Consider the following 15,651-nt stretch of genomic DNA (forward strand, 5'->3'; position numbering starts at 1 on the left):
GGATGGTTTCGTTCAGGGTCCGGGCAACCTCGTGCAGGCCCAGTACCGCATCCTGGGTGGAGAGGATGCTGTCGGCATTTTCCCGAACGATGTTCCAGTTCTGCTGAACACCGCTTTGCTGTGCCAGTTCACTGGGAGGCAGGCCGGTTTCCGGGTTGCCTTCGGTAATGTTGGTCCAGAGCTGCTGGAAGTCATCACGGGAGCGGCGCAACTGGTTGAACGCCTCGGCGGTACCGCCGGCGGCCTCGGTCGCGTTCTTCGCAATGGCCTGCGAGAGTACCCGCAGTTCCGCAGTTTGGGCGATGTATCGCTGATCGTTCTGGCTGTCACGGTTGATGATGAACAGCACGGCAACGAGCAGGACGGTAAGTGCGATCAGTGCGGCGATCAGGCCGGCAACGAGCTTGTTGCCTCCCTGTCCCATACCCAATCTTCCGGCTCTGTTTTTCATGTTCTGGCTCCCGGCCTCTTCAAAATGTTGGCAAGTCTGTTTTAGCGGATTTCAGGCGGTCAGGGTGATGTTCCTGCCAGTGTCACCACCCTTACCACTGTGCAACGTCCAGGAAGCGCTCGTCGGCCACCAGATCGGCAGCGGAGAACACTCTCCAGACTTCCTCGTTACGTTCGTAGCCGCCTGTAACAAACGGACGAACGCTTTCGGGGACCCCTTGCGGTGCCTCCCGGAAACTGTCGGTTGCGAAATACTGCATCCCCAGGACGCTGTCCACGACCAGCCCGCTGAACACATCCCCCTGCTCCACGACCAGAACCCGCCGGTCACGCTGGCTGCGCGAGGAGCGGGGGATGTCGAAGAAGCTGGCGAGATCGACCAGGGGGAGCAGGCGGCCGCGCACGTTGGCGGCGCCCAGCAAGAATGGCCGCACACCCGGAATATGGGTGAAGCGGGGAACGTGGAGAATTTCTGTCACTTCACCCATGGGGGCCACATAGTGCTCACCCGATAACACGAAGCCGATGCCGTTCCACAGCTCAACGGCTTCCTGTTGCTCCGGCAGGCCGGCGGCCATGGACCGGCTGCGCTGGGCGATATACGTCAGAACGGCAAATGGGGCGGCCTGGGCGGACATGCGTACTCCAAGGTTGTGAGGGTCAGGCGATCAGGCTGTTGATGGTCTTGATCAGGTCGTCTTCGTTCACCGGCTTTACCAGGTAACCCTTGGCGCCCTGACGGGTGCCCCATACGCGGTCGGTTTCCTGGTCCTTGGTGGTGACGATGACAACCGGAATGGAGGCAGTCTCCGGTGCACGGGTCAGCTGGCGGGTCGCCTGGAAGCCGTTCAGGCCGGGCATGACTACGTCCATCAGGACCAGATCCGGCGTTTCGGCGCGGGCCTTGGCAACACCATCCGCGCCGTTATCGGCGGTCAGGACTTCGTGCTTGTGCTTTTCCAGGATGGTGGAAATCTTCTTCACCTCGGTGGGGGAGTCATCAACAATCAGAATGCGGGCCATGGTTTCCTCGATGGTTCTTGATTTCAGCAGGTTTACTGTTCCGCCTGTGGTACGTACTGGCGGATGGTGTTGAGTAGCTCGTCCTTGCTGAACGGTTTGGTCAGATACTGGTCAGAGCCTACGATGCGACCTTTCGCTTTATCGAACAGTCCGTCCTTGCTGGAGAGCATGATAACCGGCGTCTTTTTGAAAGAGGAATTGTTCTTGATCAGTGCGCAGGTCTGGTAGCCATCCAGGCGCGGCATCATGATGTCGACGAAAATGATGTCCGGCTGGGAATCGGCAATCTTGGCCAGAGCGTCAAAGCCGTCAGTCGCGGTGATGACCTCACAGCCGACCTTCTTGAGGAGGGTTTCTGCGGTGCGACGAATCGTTTTGCTGTCGTCGATCACCATAATCTTCAGATTCTCGAAGTTGTCATCCATTGTCCAACTGCCTTGCGCTCAGCGACTATCTTTATTTTGGAACGGGGGTTTTAACACAAACCTCAAGGTTCTTCTATAAATCCCGCTCAGTTATAGAATATCGATGGCCATATAAAAAGTATTAGTTTGTGACTAAATGTACTTCTGCCCGCACAGTCACGTATCTCCTGAGGATATCTCCGGATGCATTCGCGGCTCGGGTACAATACCATCTGACGTCTCAGGATAGCATTTAACGCCCGGTGTGCTCTGCTGACCGGTTCGTGTTTTTACTTCCCAGGAGCTCAAGAGACACTATGACAGTCCGACTCGGGATTGTGATGGATCCCATCGAAAACATCACGTTCAAGAAAGACAGTTCGCTCGCCATGTTGCTGGCCGCGCAGAAGCGGGGCTGGGAGATCGAATACATGGAACTGCCGGACATGTACCTCGACGGTGGCCGGGCGATGGCCCACACCCGGGATCTGACTGTCCATATGGACCCGGAGAACTGGTTCAGCTTCGGCGGCAGCCAGGACCGGGCCCTGGGCGATCTGGATGTGATCCTGATGCGCAAGGATCCGCCGGTTGACCGTGAGTTCCTGATGGCCACCTACATCCTGGAATCGGCGGAACTGCAGGGCGCCCTGGTGGTGAACCCGGCCGCCACGCTGCGGGACTGTAACGAGAAGCTGTTCGCCACCCAGTTCGAGGATCTTACTCCGCCGTTGCTGGTCAGCCGTTCGGCGCACCGGTTCCGCGAGTTCTATGCCGAGCATGGTGATATCATCATGAAGCCGGTTGACGGCATGGGTGGTCACTCGATCTTCCGGGTGCGGGAGAACGATTTCAACCTGGGCGTCATCATCGAGACCCTGACCAACTATGGCACCCACCAGGCCATGGCCCAGAAATTCATTCCCGAGATTGTCGATGGTGACAAACGGATCCTGCTCATCGAGGGCGAGCCGGTGCCCTATGCCCTTGCGCGGATTCCGTCCCAGGGCGAGAATCGCGGCAACCTCGCGGCCGGTGGCCGGGGCGAGGGCCGGGAGTTGACCGACCGTGACCGGGAAATCTGTGCCCGCGTCGCTCCTGCGATCAAGGAGAAGGGCCTGATGTTTGTCGGCCTCGACGTGATCGGCGATTATCTGACGGAAATCAATGTAACCAGCCCCACCTGCATCCGGGAACTGGATGCGGCCTACGGCATCGATATCGGCGGCATGCTGATGGATGCCATTGAAAAGCGCCTGAAGCAGGCGTAACCGACATTACGGGGCGAGCAGTGCAGGACCAACGACAGGATCAGGTACAGGAATGGCAGTTCAGGTAAGCGATTTTGACCGGTTTTCCTTCACCCTGTTCATGGCGTTGGCCGTGCACGCGATTATCGTGCTGGGTATTACCTTCGCGCCGGAGCCTCCGCGCTCGTCGGCCCAGACCATGGAAATCACCCTGTCCCAGTTTGAAGACGAGAAGGCCCCGGAGAAGGCCGATTTCCTGGCCCAGACCAATCAGCAGGGCAGTGGCACCGAAGACGAACCCCGGGAAATGACCACACCCCAGCCGGCCGAGGTCAGCCAGCCGGAGCCGGCACAGGTACAGCCCGAGCCGCCATCCCGGCCGGAACCGGTGAAGCAGCAGGAACAGACGGTGGTGCAGACCACCGCGCCCTCCCGTCGCAAGGTGGCCGAACCGGAAGAGAAAGCCGAGCCGGAACCGCAGCCGGTGGAGAAAAAGAAGAGTCTGATGGAGCGCAGCCTGGAAATCGCCAGCCTCGAAGCAAGGTTTGACGCCCAGCAACAGGCCTACGCCCGCAAGCCCCGGGTCATGCGGGTCACGTCTGCCTCGACCCTGAAATCCACCAACGCCTGGTATGTCCAGAACTGGATCAGCAAGGTCACCCGCGTTGGTAATATCAATTACCCGACCGAAGCCCGGAGAGCGGGTATCTACGGCACGCTCCGGATGCTGGTATCACTCAAGAAAGATGGCACAATCAAGGAAGTGGCTATCCTGCAATCCTCGGGCAGCCGGGTACTGGACGACGCCGCCATCCGCATCGTGCGCATGGCATCCCCGTTCGCCCCGTTCCCGGAAGACATGCGCGAGCAAGTGGATGAGCTGGAAATCATACGAACCTGGTCTTTCCAACGACGGGGGCTGACATCCGGATGACAGCAACCAGGAAATCTCCCAACAGTCTGCAGCACCACTTTCTCGTGGCTTCGCCCTGGCTGGCCGACCCCCGTTTCCACGGAGGTGTGATCTACATCTGCGAGCATTCCGACGAGGGTGCCCTCGGACTGATGATCAATCAGCCGCTGGACATCCACCTCGGTGAGATCCTGGAACAGCTGGACATGCACGGCTCCGAGCTGGATCTCCCGGTCTACAGTGGTGGCCCGGTCCAGCCCGAGCGGGGTTTCGTACTGCACAGTCCCGGTACCAACTGGCAGAACACCGCCCAGGTGGCCGAGGACGTTCTGCTGACCACCTCCCGGGATATTCTGGCCGGCATCGGCCGTGGCGATGGCCCGGAAGAGTTCCTGGTGGCCCTGGGGTACTCCGGCTGGGGCGAGGGTCAGCTGGAGGAGGAACTGGGCAGTAACTCCTGGCTGACCTGTCCGGCCAGTACCGATATCCTGTTCCGGACCCCGGCCCGGGATCGTTACCAGGCGGTACTCGAGCTGATCGGCATCGATCTGAACCAGCTGACCGAGTTCGGTGGTCATGCCTGAGGCGGGCAATCGCCGGGTGATGGCGTTCGATTTCGGTACCCGTCGGATCGGCGTGGCCTCGGGGCAGGAACTGCTGGGTACCGGCGAGCCGCTGGGGATGATTCCCGCCCGGGACGGTATCCCGGATTGGTCGGTGGTGGAAAAACTGCTGGAGGAGTGGCGGCCGGACCTGGTGCTGGTGGGGCTGCCCCTGAACATGGACGACTCCGAGAACGAGATGTGTGCCCGGGCCCGCAAGTTCGGCAACCGTATTCACGGCCGTTTCCATTACCCGGTGGAAATGGTGGACGAACGTCTTACCAGTTTCGAGGCCAAGGGTGACGTCATGGCCCGCGGTGGCAGCCGCGATTTCGGCCGCCATGGTGTCGACGACCGCGCCGCGGTACTGATCCTGGAAACCTGGTTCCGGGAACAGGATAATAGCGCCGGCTGAGATTTCCGGCTGACCTGAAACACAGTGAGGACCTGATGACCGCACAGCTTGATATCAACCAGCTGCTCGATGAGCTGGAAACGGGATTGCGCCGGATTCTGGAGGAGCGCAATGTGACCGAGCCGGCGGTAATCGGTATCCGGACCGGCGGCGTCTGGCTGGCGGATGTACTCAGCAAGCGCCTCGGCATCGATCAGGCATTCGGGGAGCTGGATATCTCGTTCTACCGGGACGACTTCAGCCGCATCGGCCTGAATCCGAAGGTAAAGCCCTCCAGCCTGCCGTTCGACACCGAGGGCCGGGACATCATCCTCATCGACGACGTCATCATGAGTGGCCGGACTATCCGCGCCGCCATGAACGAAATTTTCGACTACGGTCGTCCAGCCAGTATCATATTGGCCACCCTGATTGACCTCGGCGCCCGGGAACTGCCGATCCAGCCGGATGTGGCCGGACGGGTCCTGAACCTGGATGCCCATCAGCGGGTCAAGCTGCGGGGCCCCGACCCCCTGCGCATCGAACTACAGGAAACCGGGCAGTAACCAGCGATTCCATACGGCAACACAGCAAACAGGCGACCCATGACCGCACACGACCCTTCCCCGCACCACTTGCAGCTGACCCGGGATGGTCAGTTGCGGCATTTCCTCACCCTCGACGGCCTCGACCGTGAATTGCTCACCGATATCCTGGATACCGCTGACTCGTTCATCGAAGTGGGTGAGCGGACCATCAAGAAGGTGCCGCTGCTGCGCGGGCGTACGGTGGTCAACCTGTTCTTCGAGTCCAGTACTCGTACCCGAAGCACCTTCGAACTTGCCGCCAAGCGCCTGTCCGCAGACGTGCTGAACCTTGATATCAGCACCTCCGCCACCTCCAAGGGCGAATCCCTGTCCGACACTCTGCTCAACCTTGAGGCCATGGCCAGCGACATGTTTGTGGTGCGCCACTCCCAGAGCGGGGCTCCGCATTTCATCGCCGAGAGCGTGACGCCGGGAGTTGCCATCATCAATGCCGGCGACGGCCGCCATGCCCACCCCACCCAGGCGATGCTGGACATGCTCACCATTCGCCAGCACAAGCAGCGGTTTGACGGCCTTAAGGTCGCCATTGTGGGTGATGTCCTGCACTCCCGTGTGGCCCGTTCCCAGATCCGGGCGCTGAATGTGCTCGGGGCGGAAGAAGTCCGGGTGATTGCCCCGGGAACCCTGTTGCCCAAGGACGTGGAGAGCCTCGGCTGTAAAGTCGAATACGACATGGAAAAAGGCATGAAAGACCTGGATGTGGTGATCATGCTGCGGCTCCAGAAGGAGCGCATGGAAGGGGCCCTGTTGCCCAGTGAGCGGGAGTTCTACCGGTTGTATGGTCTCAACCGCGAGAAGCTGGCCCTGGCCCATCCGGAATGCATCGTGATGCATCCGGGGCCGATCAACCGGGGCGTGGAGATTGAATCGGCGGTGGCGGACGGACCCCAGTCGGTGATTCTCAATCAGGTCACCAACGGTATCGCCATCCGGATGGCGGTCATGTCCATGGCCATGGGTGGCCAGGTGGCAGAACGTCAGCAGAAGGCAGAGAGGGCAAAGGCATGAGTCATACCAGTAACCAATCCTCGCCGCTGCTGATTACCGGTGGTCGTCTGATCGATGGCCAGGGCCGGGAAACCGAGAACGACGCCCTGCTGATCCGCGATGGCCGGATTGCCGCCACCGGCAACCAGGCGCGCACGGCCGATGTGGATGACACCATCAACGCCGACGGGTGGGTGATTGCCCCGGGCTTTGTCGATCTGTGCTGCAACCTGCGTGAACCGGGCAATGGCCAGAAGGGCAATATTGCCTCTGAAACCCGGGCCGCGGCGCGCGGTGGCTTCACCACGGTTTGCGCCTCGCCGGAAACCTCGCCGGTCAATGATTCCGGCGCGGTTACGCACCTGATCCGGGACGTGGCCGCCAGTCGCTCCCCGATCCGGGTGTTGCCCATTGGCGCCATTACCCGCGGGCTGGAGGGCGACCTGCTCAGCGATATGGCAGGCCTCAGGAATGCCGGCTGCGTCGCCGTGGGTAACGGCTCCAGGGGCGTGCGTAATGCCCGTATCCTGCGCCGCTGTATGGCCTACGCCCAGACCTTTGGTCTGACCGTGATGTTCAGCCCGGAAAACCAGGCCCTGGCGGCAGACGGCTATGCCCATGACGGCCTGGTGACGTCCCGTCTGGGGCTTCTGGGGATTCCCGAGGTGGCGGAGACCGCCGCGGTCATGGAAATGCTGCTACTGGCGGAGGAGACCGGTGTACGGCTGCATCTGAGCCAGCTGTCCTGTGCCCGAAGTGTCGAAATGCTGGCGGACGCGCAGCAGCGGGGAATCAAGGTCACTGCCGACGTCGCCATGCACCAGCTGGTGTTTACCGAGGATGCCCTCGCCGGTTTTGACAGCCGCTTCCATGTGCGCCCGCCACTGCGCTCGGAAGCCGACCGGAAAGCCCTGGTGACCGGCGTGAGGGAGGGCATCATTGCCGCCATTGTCAGCCAGCACCAGCCCCACGATTCCGCCGCCAAGCAGGCGCCGCTGGCGGCCACCGAACCGGGCCTGTCCACCATCGAAAGTGTGCTGTCCATGGGGCTGGAGCTGGTGAAACGGGATGAGCTTGCGTTGACCGATCTGGTGCGGGCCCTGACCACCGGGCCGGCTTCGGTCATCGGCCGGAGCGCCGGATTGGCCGAAGGTGATATGGCCGACCTTTGTCTGTTTGATCCGGCGGCGACCTGGACCGCTGACGACAGCACCCTGGTTTCAGCCGGACGCCATGCACCGGTCATCGGCCGAGAGCTGCCGGGAGTGGTCCGGATGACCCTGGTCGAGGGTCGCAAGGCCTGGGATGCGTTGCAGGCCTGACCCCGGAAATGCGGCAGGGGTCCGGTGACCCCTGTCGACACCATCACAGAAACCCCTCCTCTTGCTGAAAAGACCTTGATGGCAGGCACCTGTGCCAACGTATTCTTGTAGCGGTCGACCTAAGGTCGCTCAAGGACAACGTGGCAACGCCGGCACCCGGACGTTCCGGCGCCCGACAATAATAAATCAGGAGTCATCCCGTGAAATCAGCACACTTCTCGCAGCGGGTGGCCGTGGCCGCCACCCTGTGCGCATCCCTGTTGTTCCCTTCCCTTGGACAGGCCCAGGAACAGGCCCCCAAGGAGATCCTCGAGCGCAGCTTCTGCGTCTTTGATCCGGTGGGGGCCAATGGCCCTCTGTTCGCCATCACCAAGACCTTCCAGCCGGTGGCCCTGAAACGGGGTATCAAACTGGACCTGCGGGCCTACACCGATGAAAAGGTGGCGGCCGAGGACTTCAAGGCCGGCCAATGTGATGCCGTCCTGCTGACCGGCACCCGCGCCCGCGAGTTCAACAAGTTCACCGGCAGTCTCGAAGCCATGGGCGCGGTGCCGGGCGAAGAGGAGATGCGCCTGCTGTACAACACCCTGAGCCAGCCCAAGGCCCGGCCGTTCCTGGTGAACGGACCCTACGAGGTGGCCGGCGTGTTCCCGGCCGGTGCGATTTACCTGCACACCCGGGATCGCAGCATCGACTCGGTCGAGAAACTGCAGGGCAAGCGGATCGCGACCCTGGATTACGACGAGGCATCGGTGCGCATGGTGCGGCACGTCGGAGCCTCGGTGGTGGGTTCAAACTCCGCCAACTTTGCCGGCAAGTTCAACAACGGCAGCGTCGATCTCGCTTATGCACCGGCGGTGGCGTACCAGCCCCTGGAACTTTACAAGGGCGTGAATCCGGACGGTGCCGTGGTTCGCTATGCGCTGGCCTACATGAACTTTCAGGTGATCATGCACCGGGATCGCTTCCCGGATGATGCCGGCCAGATGGTGCGGGACCAGGCCATCCAGCGCCTGGACGAGGCATACGGGATCATTGCCGAGGCTGAAGCCGGTATTCCCGAGGATGTCTGGATGAGTCTGCCGCAGGAAGATACCGCCGAATACGACAAGATGCTGAGAAAAGTGCGCCTGTCACTGCTGGAGGACGGCGTTTACGACGAGCGTGCCATCAAGCTGATGAAGGCGATCCGGTGCCGGGTGGATGGTGCCCGTGCGGAATGTGCCTCCTGAGAACGAGGGCCCGCTGTGCGGGCCCGGTGCTCCTTACTGAACCGCATCCTTGAGGGCCTTGCCCGCCTTGAACCCGACCGTCTTGCTGGCCGGAATCCGGATGGAAGCCCCGGTCTGGGGATTGCGGCCGCTGCGGGCCTCACGGCTGCGAATGTTGAAAGTCCCGAAGCCGATCAGGCTGACATCCTCGCCCCGGGCGGCAGCTGAGGATACCTGGTCGGTGAACGCAGCGATGACTTCGTTGGCTTTTTCCCGGGTCATACCGGTGCGGTCGGCGATGGCGGCAGCGAGTTCAGGTTTACGCATGGGAGAGTCCTCTTATTGTCGTTGTCGACAGAAATCTATAGTGGCTCGGCGCTGATTGTGCAAACCGGGCTGTTACAAAAGCGTTGGCCGAAGGCGTCATTTGCGGCCCCCGTCTCATAAAAACCGGCCCTGACAGGCCATAATGCCCGCCGGTTACAGTTCGTAACATTTGCGCCGGCTGCCGGTGTCGAGTCCGCGTGATCAGAACAAGAATGTAAAAAAAGGTACAGAAGTCATGAGCGATCTCCGCATTTACTCCCGATCTCCGAGCACCCTGCGGGTCCGCTTCCGTGGCCTGCTCGCCACGTTTGCCGTCACGACCCTGGTCACCGGCTGCGGTGTGATTGACCGCATGATGTACAAGACCACCGGTGACGTCATGCAGGGGTTTTCCCGCAACCACACGGTGCCTTACCTGATGCAGTCACAGGATCTGGCCATGGGCTGTGCCATGAGCGAGGCCACTGCGCCGCTGCTGATGTCCTTCGGCCGGGTCACTGACGAACCGGATCAGCTGGCGGTCATGCTGTACCTTTCCTCCGGTGGCTGCGCCGAGGAGCAGGCCCGGGAGCACGAGCTGGATGCCCTGGCGGCCCTGAACGGAATGGAGGCGGAGGAAGCCGAGGATGCCATGATCCGCCAGAAACGGGCCTACGCTCTCGCCTCCCGGCGCTATTTCCGGGCCTGGCAGCACCACAATGCCCATTATGGCGAGGTCGGGACCGGCGAGTGCCCGGAATTCGAGGATGACATGGACGAGTTCATCTACCTCGCCGGTCTGCTGTCGGGACTGCAGGCCCTGAATGCCCAGATCCAGTCCACCTCCTCGATCGGGGTGCCGGCCAACATCGGTTCTGTCGTGGAGCGGGGCACCAGTTGCCTCGCCAACGATAAGTGGTGGGGCGCACCCATGGCGTTGCGGGCCACTGTCTGGGCGATGATTCCCGGCGCCCAGCCCGAGGGCGAGGATGCCTTCGAGCGACTTCAGATTGCAGACGATCAGGGTGAGGCCGCGGGTGTGCGCCTACCACACGTGTTTCATGCTATCGCGGCCCTGAACAAGGGTGACGAGCCAAGGCTTCGGGAAGTCATCCGCGAGCATGCCGACTCCCTGGAGCAGGATCCGGCCAACGAGGACTGGCGTTTCGTCGATGCCATGGCCACCAACATGATCGTGGCTATTTCCGACCGGATGTGGGTAGAGAATACCGGCCACCGCACACCACTGGGTCAGCTCGGTACCTTCTGGGACGACCGGCAAGAGTCGGTTGAAACCATGGATCTGGACGATCTGCTGTAAACCACTGGTTCCCGGGGATAGGTAGTTATGACCAAGGCTGGTTTTCGTCGTACCGGACTGGAGTGGTTTTCGTCGCTGCCGGCCTGCTTGCTGCTGCTGGCGGTGGTGCTGTTCTCCACCAGCAGTGACATCCACAACCGGATGCTGCAGACCGGTGAGCAGCTGTGGAGTGGTTATTACAAGCTCCGAATGGATCCGGTGGCACCGGAGTGCGATCCGCATCGGGATATCGATGCCGCCGTTGCGGCCGAGATGGCCCAGGGGCCGGACAGCGACGACCCGATGGCGGCGTTGCTCGGTGCGGAAGAGAAGGATCCGGCCGAGGTGCGCCTGTCGATCGAGCGGTCGGTCGCGGACTGCAGGACCGCGCATCAGAATTATCAGAACCTGAAGGACAACCTGACACCGGGGGTCAAGGCCTACCGGGCAGTAGAGCTGTTTGTTGCAGACGTCATTGCCATTGGCCTGGAATCGCAGCGCTACATCCTGGTGATCCTGGTCATGCTGTGCGCGGTGACTGCCACCCTGACCCGTCACCACATTGCCATGCGGGCCATGGAAACCCGCCTGGACTACACCGTTTCCCACACCCTGCAAACCATTGCCAATGCCATGTTGCTGGGCTCCAGTGTCATCTTCCGCCAGTCCAGTCTTGGCTCCGAGACCTCGGTTTCCGGTGAGGAACTGTTATTACACAACCTGTGGATTGCCGGCTTTGCCTGCCTGACCCTGGCCAGTCTCTACCGTCTGTTCCGGATGCCGGCGAATCTCCAGGAGGGCGGCAGTCTGAACAAGGCGTTCCTGGCGGTGCCGCTCTACACGGTCATGTGCCTGATCTCCGGAACCTATTTCGCCCTGATCGGCCACTCCTCCGGAATTGGCATCTACCTGGGCAAGATGATGGAGCTGGCGGACATGTTCCTGAACGTCGGGCTGTATGTCTGGGTTGGCATGATGCTCAAGCAGACCCGCCTGGCCACCCTGGTGTTCAACGTGTTTCGGCCCTGGCGCATGCCACCAGAAATGCTGGCGGTGGTGGCTGTCCTGGTGGCGGCTGTACCGACCGCCTACACCGGTGCCTCGGGGATCTTTGTGATCGCCGCCGGCGCTGTGATCTACAGCGAGCTCCGTGCCGCCGGGGCCCGGCGGCAACTGGCCCTGGCCGCGACCGCCATGTCCGGCTCCCTCGGTGTGGTTCTGAGGCCATGCCTGCTGGTTGTGGTCATCGCCTACCTGAACCGCGAAGTCACCACCGATGAGTTGTTCGGCTGGGGTATCTGGGTGTTCCTGCTGACGGCCGCGATGTTCACCCTGGCGGCGCTGTCGGTGAACCGCCAGAGCCGGTTCGATCTCGCCCCTTCCTCGGAGGCGTTCCCGGCCATGATCCAGGCTCTGAAACCATTGATCCCCTATGTTCTGGTGATTGCGGTGGTGGTTCTGTTCTACCGATTTGCCCTGGATGTGACCATGGATGAGTTCTCGGCCCCCAGGCTGCTGCCGGTGATCATGCTGGCCATTCTGCTGTATGAGCATGTCGGCCTGAAAAACCGCAGTGGCAGGGCATCCGGCGAGATCAATCACCAGGGCCTGGAGCGCAGTGTCCGGGGTGCCACCAACGACACCACGGCAGAAATTGGTGCCCTGCTGTTGTTACTGGGCCTGTCGGTCAGCATCGGCGGTGTGATTGAGCGTTCCCACATCATGCAGAGCTTTCCTCAGGCCTTCGACAGTGCCTGGTCGGCAATGCTGCTGATGGTGGTGGTCCTGGTCATCCTCGGCATGATCATGGATGCCTTCGGCGCCGTCATTCTCGTGACCGCCACCGTCGCCGGTATTGCCTATGCCAGCGGTATTCACCCCGTCCACTTCTGGATGGTCACCCTGGTGGCCTTCGAGCTCGGCTACCTGAGTCCGCCGGTCGCCCTGAACCATCTGCTGACCCGGCAGGTGGTGGGTGAGGCGGAAGTCACGGCCGCCCAGCAGGAAACCGGTACCTTCTACCAGCGCCACGAGCGGATCATCCTGCCGTTGATTGCCATGGGTATATCCCTGGTGCTGGTGGCCTTTGCGCCCTTGCTGTTCTACGCCTGATCTCCGGGCACAAAAAAAGCGCCGTGCATGTGCAGGGCGCTTTTCGTAGGCGGAACTTTAAGCCGGGGTCAGATGAAAGCCTTCATCTGACCCCTTTTTTCTTCCGCCAACCCGGAGCTTAAGCCTGAAGTCGGGGTCAGAAGAACGCTTTCTTCTGACCCCATGTTCACTTCGAAACTCAGCTCAGCTTCGGGCCGGCCTCGACGATGGAATCGGCCACGTCAAACTTCTTGAAGTTGTCGACGAACTGGGCAATCAGTTCCTGTGCCTTGCCGTCGTAGTAGTCCGGGCTGACCCAGGTCTGGCGCGGGTTCAGCAGTTCGGTATCGACACCCGGCACGTGCTTGGGAACGTCCAGGTTCAGGGCGTCCAGGTGCTCGGTTTCCACGTCGTCCAGGTCGCCGTTCTGGATTGCGGCGATGATGGCGCGGGTGGTCGGAATGCTGAAACGGCTGCCTTCGCCGTACGGGCCACCGGTCCAGCCGGTGTTGACCAGGAATACCTTGCTACCGAACTCGTCCATGCGCTTCATCAGCAGCTCGGCGTAGACGCCGGCCGGGCGCGGGAAGAAGGGTGCGCCGAAGCAGGTGGAGAAGGTGGACTTCAGCTTGGAAGAGGAACCCATCTCGGTGGAACCTACCAGAGCGGTGTAGCCGCTCAGGAAGTGGTAGGCCGCCGCTTCACGGTTGAGGATGGACACAGGCGGCAGTACGCCGGTCATGTCGCAGGTCAGGAACACGATGTGGGACGGCTCGCCGGCACGGTTCTCGATCACGCGTTTCTCCACGTGCTCCAGCGGGTAGGCGCAACGGGAGTTTTCGGTGAGGGAAACGTCGGTGTAATCCGGTACCCGGGTTTCCTCGTCGATCATCACGTTTTCAACGATGGCGCCGAAACGGATGGCGTCCCAGATAATCGGCTCGTTCTTCTGGCTCAGATCGATGCACTTGGCGTAGCAGCCGCCTTCGATGTTGAACACGGTACCTGTACCCCAGCCATGCTCGTCGTCACCGATCAGGTAACGGTGCGGATCGGCGGACAGGGTGGTCTTGCCGGTGCCGGACAGGCCGAAGAACAGGCAGGTCTCGCCGGTCTCGCTGACGTTGGCGGAGCAGTGCATCGGCAGGACGTCTTTCTCCGGCAGCAGGAAGTTCTGCACAGAGAACATCGCCTTCTTCATCTCGCCGGCGTAGTGCATGCCGGCCAGAAGCACCTTGCGCTTGGCAAAGTTGATGATCACACAGCCATTGGAGTTGGTGCCGTCACGCTCGGGCACACACTCGAAGTTGGCGGCGTTGAGGATCTGCCATTCCTGCTTGTCCGCCTGGTTGTAGCTGTCCGGGCGGATAAACAGGTTCTGGCCAAACAGGTTCTGCCAGGCGGTTTCGGTGACCATCTTCACCGGCAGGTAATGCTCGGGGTCGGAGCCGACGTGCACGTGGGCAACGAACTGGTCCTTTTCCGCAATGTAGGCTTCAACGCGATCCCAAAGGGCGTCGAACTTGTCAGCGTCGAACGGACGGTTGATCGGCCCCCACTGGATGTCGTCAGCAGTGCTGGGCTCCTCGACGATGAAGCGGTCCATAGGAGACCGGCCCGTACGATCACCGGTTTTAACTACCAGTGAACCGTTGCAAGCCAGCTGGCCTTCGTTACGTGCCAGTGCCAGCTCGACCAGTCGTGCTGTACTCAGATCATTATAAGTGTTGCTCACTTCGACCTCGCCCTCGGGATGTCTTCGTGATTGCCCAGGCCGTCCCCCCAAAATTGACGGAAATCTGAGCAATCGGGTCAATTCAGGCGCGCTATTATGCCAGAGACGCCGGTAAAAAACGACTGCCCTGGAAGCCGCGCCAGCTGGGGCTTCCGGGCAAATATAAGTCCGTGTTCAGTGTAACGTATGACCGGTGAAAAGGTGATCAATGTCATTTCTATCGAAGCGATAGTGAGAATGACAGAACTGGCAATCCATCTCGATGGAGCCCTGTTCATCCAGGATGCTGTAGCACTCTTCCTTGCCGATGGCTTCCAGGGCACCAAGGGTACGCTCCCGGGAACAGCTGCACCGGAATGCTACCGGTTCCGGGTCAAACAGGCGCACCGTCTCCTCGTGGAACAGTCGGTACAGCAGGGTCTCGCTGTCCAGCTCGAGCAGCTCGTCGGCCTCCACCGTGCGGGCCAGGTGATTTACCCGCTCCCACAGCTCGTCGTCCTCCTCGGTATGGCCCGGCAGGCGCTGAAGCATCAGGCCGGCGGCACCCTGCTCGTCGGCGAACAGGAACAGGCTGGTGGCAAGTTGTTCGGAGCGCTCGAAGTACTCCTCCAGGCAGCCGGCCAGGCTGTTTTCCTCGCGGGGCACAACGCCCTGGTAGCGCTGGCCCTGGGCGGGGGTGATGGTGATGGCCATGCGGCCCTCGCCCAGCAGGGCCTCGAAATCCTCTTCACGGATGGAATGCTCGTCAAACCGGGCCAGCCCGCGGATATGGCGGTCGTGGCTGCACTCGGCCATCAGGGTGCTGATCGGGCCATCGCCCTGGGCCTGCAGTGACAGGGTACCCTCGAACTTCAGGGAAGAGCTCATCAGGACACTGGCGACCAATGACTCGCCCAGCAGCTCGCGCACGGAATCCGGGTAGGGGGCCTGGCCGCCGATTTCCCGAAAGCTCTCGCCCAGCTGCACCCAGGCACCCCGCACCTGGCTGTGCTCGAAGATAAAGCGTTGGAACTGGTCACGGGATGCCATGGTCTGTCTCCTGGAAATTGAATACT

17 protein-coding genes are annotated in these 15,651 nt (G+C 61.3%); 10 read left to right on the plus strand and 7 right to left on the minus strand.

Features of this window, described 5'->3' with window-relative positions; genetic code table 11:
* From ACESMW_RS16395 to pilG, 4 genes are all read right to left on the minus strand, one after another.
* Positions 1-451: type IV pili methyl-accepting chemotaxis transducer N-terminal domain-containing protein (locus ACESMW_RS16395; protein WP_372988077.1), on the minus strand; the 451-nt coding region annotated here is incomplete at its 3' end.
* 91 nt (positions 452-542) lie between these two features.
* Positions 543-1,088: a chemotaxis protein CheW gene (locus tag ACESMW_RS16400; protein ID WP_372988078.1), complete on the minus strand. Its 546-nt coding sequence runs from the start codon at positions 1,086-1,088 to the stop codon at positions 543-545.
* Between the two features lie 22 nt (positions 1,089-1,110).
* The gene (gene pilH, locus ACESMW_RS16405; RefSeq protein ID WP_011787171.1) at positions 1,111-1,473 is read right to left on the minus strand and encodes a twitching motility response regulator PilH; all 363 of its coding nucleotides are present in this window, start codon (positions 1,471-1,473) and stop codon (positions 1,111-1,113) included.
* Positions 1,474-1,505: 32 nt separating this feature from the next.
* Complete coding sequence (gene pilG, locus ACESMW_RS16410; protein WP_008175635.1) at positions 1,506-1,898, minus strand: twitching motility response regulator PilG; 393 nt, start codon at positions 1,896-1,898, stop codon at positions 1,506-1,508.
* 296 nt (positions 1,899-2,194) lie between these two features.
* On the opposite strand from pilG, the gene gshB reads away from it, so the two are divergent.
* The 8 genes from gshB (at position 2,195) to ACESMW_RS16450 (ending at position 9,185) form a co-directional block, all read left to right on the plus strand.
* Positions 2,195-3,148 (plus strand): glutathione synthase, encoded by a 954-nt coding sequence (gene gshB, locus ACESMW_RS16415; protein ID WP_372988079.1) that lies wholly within the window; start codon positions 2,195-2,197, stop codon positions 3,146-3,148.
* A 52-nt stretch (positions 3,149-3,200) separates the two neighbouring features.
* A complete protein-coding gene (locus ACESMW_RS16420; RefSeq protein WP_372988080.1) occupies positions 3,201-4,061 on the plus strand; it encodes an energy transducer TonB in 861 nt (286 codons plus the stop codon).
* Positions 4,058-4,624, plus strand: a complete 567-nt coding sequence (locus ACESMW_RS16425) for a YqgE/AlgH family protein (RefSeq protein WP_372988081.1) — start codon at positions 4,058-4,060, stop codon at positions 4,622-4,624. The genes ACESMW_RS16420 and ACESMW_RS16425 overlap by 4 nt, the downstream gene beginning before the upstream one ends.
* Positions 4,617-5,057, plus strand: a complete 441-nt coding sequence (ruvX, locus tag ACESMW_RS16430; protein WP_372988082.1) for a Holliday junction resolvase RuvX — start codon at positions 4,617-4,619, stop codon at positions 5,055-5,057. The genes ACESMW_RS16425 and ruvX overlap by 8 nt, the downstream gene beginning before the upstream one ends.
* Before the next feature lie 35 nt (positions 5,058-5,092).
* A complete protein-coding gene (gene pyrR, locus ACESMW_RS16435) occupies positions 5,093-5,602 on the plus strand; it encodes a bifunctional pyr operon transcriptional regulator/uracil phosphoribosyltransferase PyrR (RefSeq protein ID WP_372988083.1) in 510 nt (169 codons plus the stop codon).
* Between the two features lie 39 nt (positions 5,603-5,641).
* Positions 5,642-6,652 carry an aspartate carbamoyltransferase catalytic subunit gene (locus tag ACESMW_RS16440; protein ID WP_372988084.1) on the plus strand — a complete coding sequence of 337 codons (1,011 nt, stop codon included), beginning with the start codon at positions 5,642-5,644 and terminating at the stop codon, positions 6,650-6,652.
* Positions 6,649-7,953: a dihydroorotase gene (locus ACESMW_RS16445; RefSeq protein ID WP_372988085.1), complete on the plus strand. Its 1,305-nt coding sequence runs from the start codon at positions 6,649-6,651 to the stop codon at positions 7,951-7,953. The genes ACESMW_RS16440 and ACESMW_RS16445 overlap by 4 nt, the downstream gene beginning before the upstream one ends.
* A 200-nt stretch (positions 7,954-8,153) precedes the next feature.
* Positions 8,154-9,185, plus strand: a complete 1,032-nt coding sequence (locus ACESMW_RS16450; protein ID WP_372988086.1) for a putative solute-binding protein — start codon at positions 8,154-8,156, stop codon at positions 9,183-9,185.
* Between the two features lie 33 nt (positions 9,186-9,218).
* Here the strand turns inward: ACESMW_RS16450 and ACESMW_RS16455 are convergent, their stop codons facing one another.
* Positions 9,219-9,491, minus strand: coding sequence for an HU family DNA-binding protein (locus ACESMW_RS16455; protein WP_372988087.1), 273 nt, complete (start codon positions 9,489-9,491; stop codon positions 9,219-9,221).
* A 235-nt stretch (positions 9,492-9,726) separates the two neighbouring features.
* Between ACESMW_RS16455 and ACESMW_RS16460 the strand changes: the two genes are divergently transcribed.
* Entirely contained in the window at positions 9,727-10,791 is a 1,065-nt protein-coding gene (locus ACESMW_RS16460) for a hypothetical protein (RefSeq protein ID WP_372988088.1), read from the plus strand.
* Positions 10,792-10,818: 27 nt separating this feature from the next.
* Positions 10,819-12,882 carry a TRAP transporter large permease subunit gene (locus tag ACESMW_RS16465; RefSeq protein WP_372988089.1) on the plus strand — a complete coding sequence of 688 codons (2,064 nt, stop codon included), beginning with the start codon at positions 10,819-10,821 and terminating at the stop codon, positions 12,880-12,882.
* Between the two features lie 178 nt (positions 12,883-13,060).
* Here the strand turns inward: ACESMW_RS16465 and ACESMW_RS16470 are convergent, their stop codons facing one another.
* Both ACESMW_RS16470 and hslO read right to left on the minus strand, forming a co-directional pair.
* Positions 13,061-14,596, minus strand: coding sequence for a phosphoenolpyruvate carboxykinase (locus ACESMW_RS16470; protein WP_372988090.1), 1,536 nt, complete (start codon positions 14,594-14,596; stop codon positions 13,061-13,063).
* 174 nt (positions 14,597-14,770) lie between these two features.
* Positions 14,771-15,625: an Hsp33 family molecular chaperone HslO gene (gene hslO / locus ACESMW_RS16475; RefSeq protein ID WP_372988091.1), complete on the minus strand. Its 855-nt coding sequence runs from the start codon at positions 15,623-15,625 to the stop codon at positions 14,771-14,773.
* Between the last annotated feature and the right edge of the window lie 26 nt (positions 15,626-15,651).

The organism is Marinobacter sp., from assembly GCF_041690455.1.
GTDB lineage: Bacteria > Pseudomonadota > Gammaproteobacteria > Pseudomonadales > Oleiphilaceae > Marinobacter.

Coding starts and splice junctions, on each gene's coding strand:
- ACESMW_RS16400 (WP_372988078.1), bottom strand. CDS start 1,088: ATGTCCGCCCAGGCCGCCCCATTTGCCGTTCTGACGTATATCGCCCAG.
- pilH (WP_011787171.1), bottom strand. CDS start 1,473: ATGGCCCGCATTCTGATTGTTGATGACTCCCCCACCGAGGTGAAGAAG.
- pilG (WP_008175635.1), bottom strand. CDS start 1,898: ATGGATGACAACTTCGAGAATCTGAAGATTATGGTGATCGACGACAGC.
- gshB (WP_372988079.1), top strand. CDS start 2,195: ATGACAGTCCGACTCGGGATTGTGATGGATCCCATCGAAAACATCACG.
- ACESMW_RS16420 (WP_372988080.1), top strand. CDS start 3,201: ATGGCAGTTCAGGTAAGCGATTTTGACCGGTTTTCCTTCACCCTGTTC.
- ACESMW_RS16425 (WP_372988081.1), top strand. CDS start 4,058: ATGACAGCAACCAGGAAATCTCCCAACAGTCTGCAGCACCACTTTCTC.
- ruvX (WP_372988082.1), top strand. CDS start 4,617: ATGCCTGAGGCGGGCAATCGCCGGGTGATGGCGTTCGATTTCGGTACC.
- pyrR (WP_372988083.1), top strand. CDS start 5,093: ATGACCGCACAGCTTGATATCAACCAGCTGCTCGATGAGCTGGAAACG.
- ACESMW_RS16440 (WP_372988084.1), top strand. CDS start 5,642: ATGACCGCACACGACCCTTCCCCGCACCACTTGCAGCTGACCCGGGAT.
- ACESMW_RS16445 (WP_372988085.1), top strand. CDS start 6,649: ATGAGTCATACCAGTAACCAATCCTCGCCGCTGCTGATTACCGGTGGT.
- ACESMW_RS16455 (WP_372988087.1), bottom strand. CDS start 9,491: ATGCGTAAACCTGAACTCGCTGCCGCCATCGCCGACCGCACCGGTATG.
- ACESMW_RS16460 (WP_372988088.1), top strand. CDS start 9,727: ATGAGCGATCTCCGCATTTACTCCCGATCTCCGAGCACCCTGCGGGTC.
- ACESMW_RS16465 (WP_372988089.1), top strand. CDS start 10,819: ATGACCAAGGCTGGTTTTCGTCGTACCGGACTGGAGTGGTTTTCGTCG.
- hslO (WP_372988091.1), bottom strand. CDS start 15,625: ATGGCATCCCGTGACCAGTTCCAACGCTTTATCTTCGAGCACAGCCAG.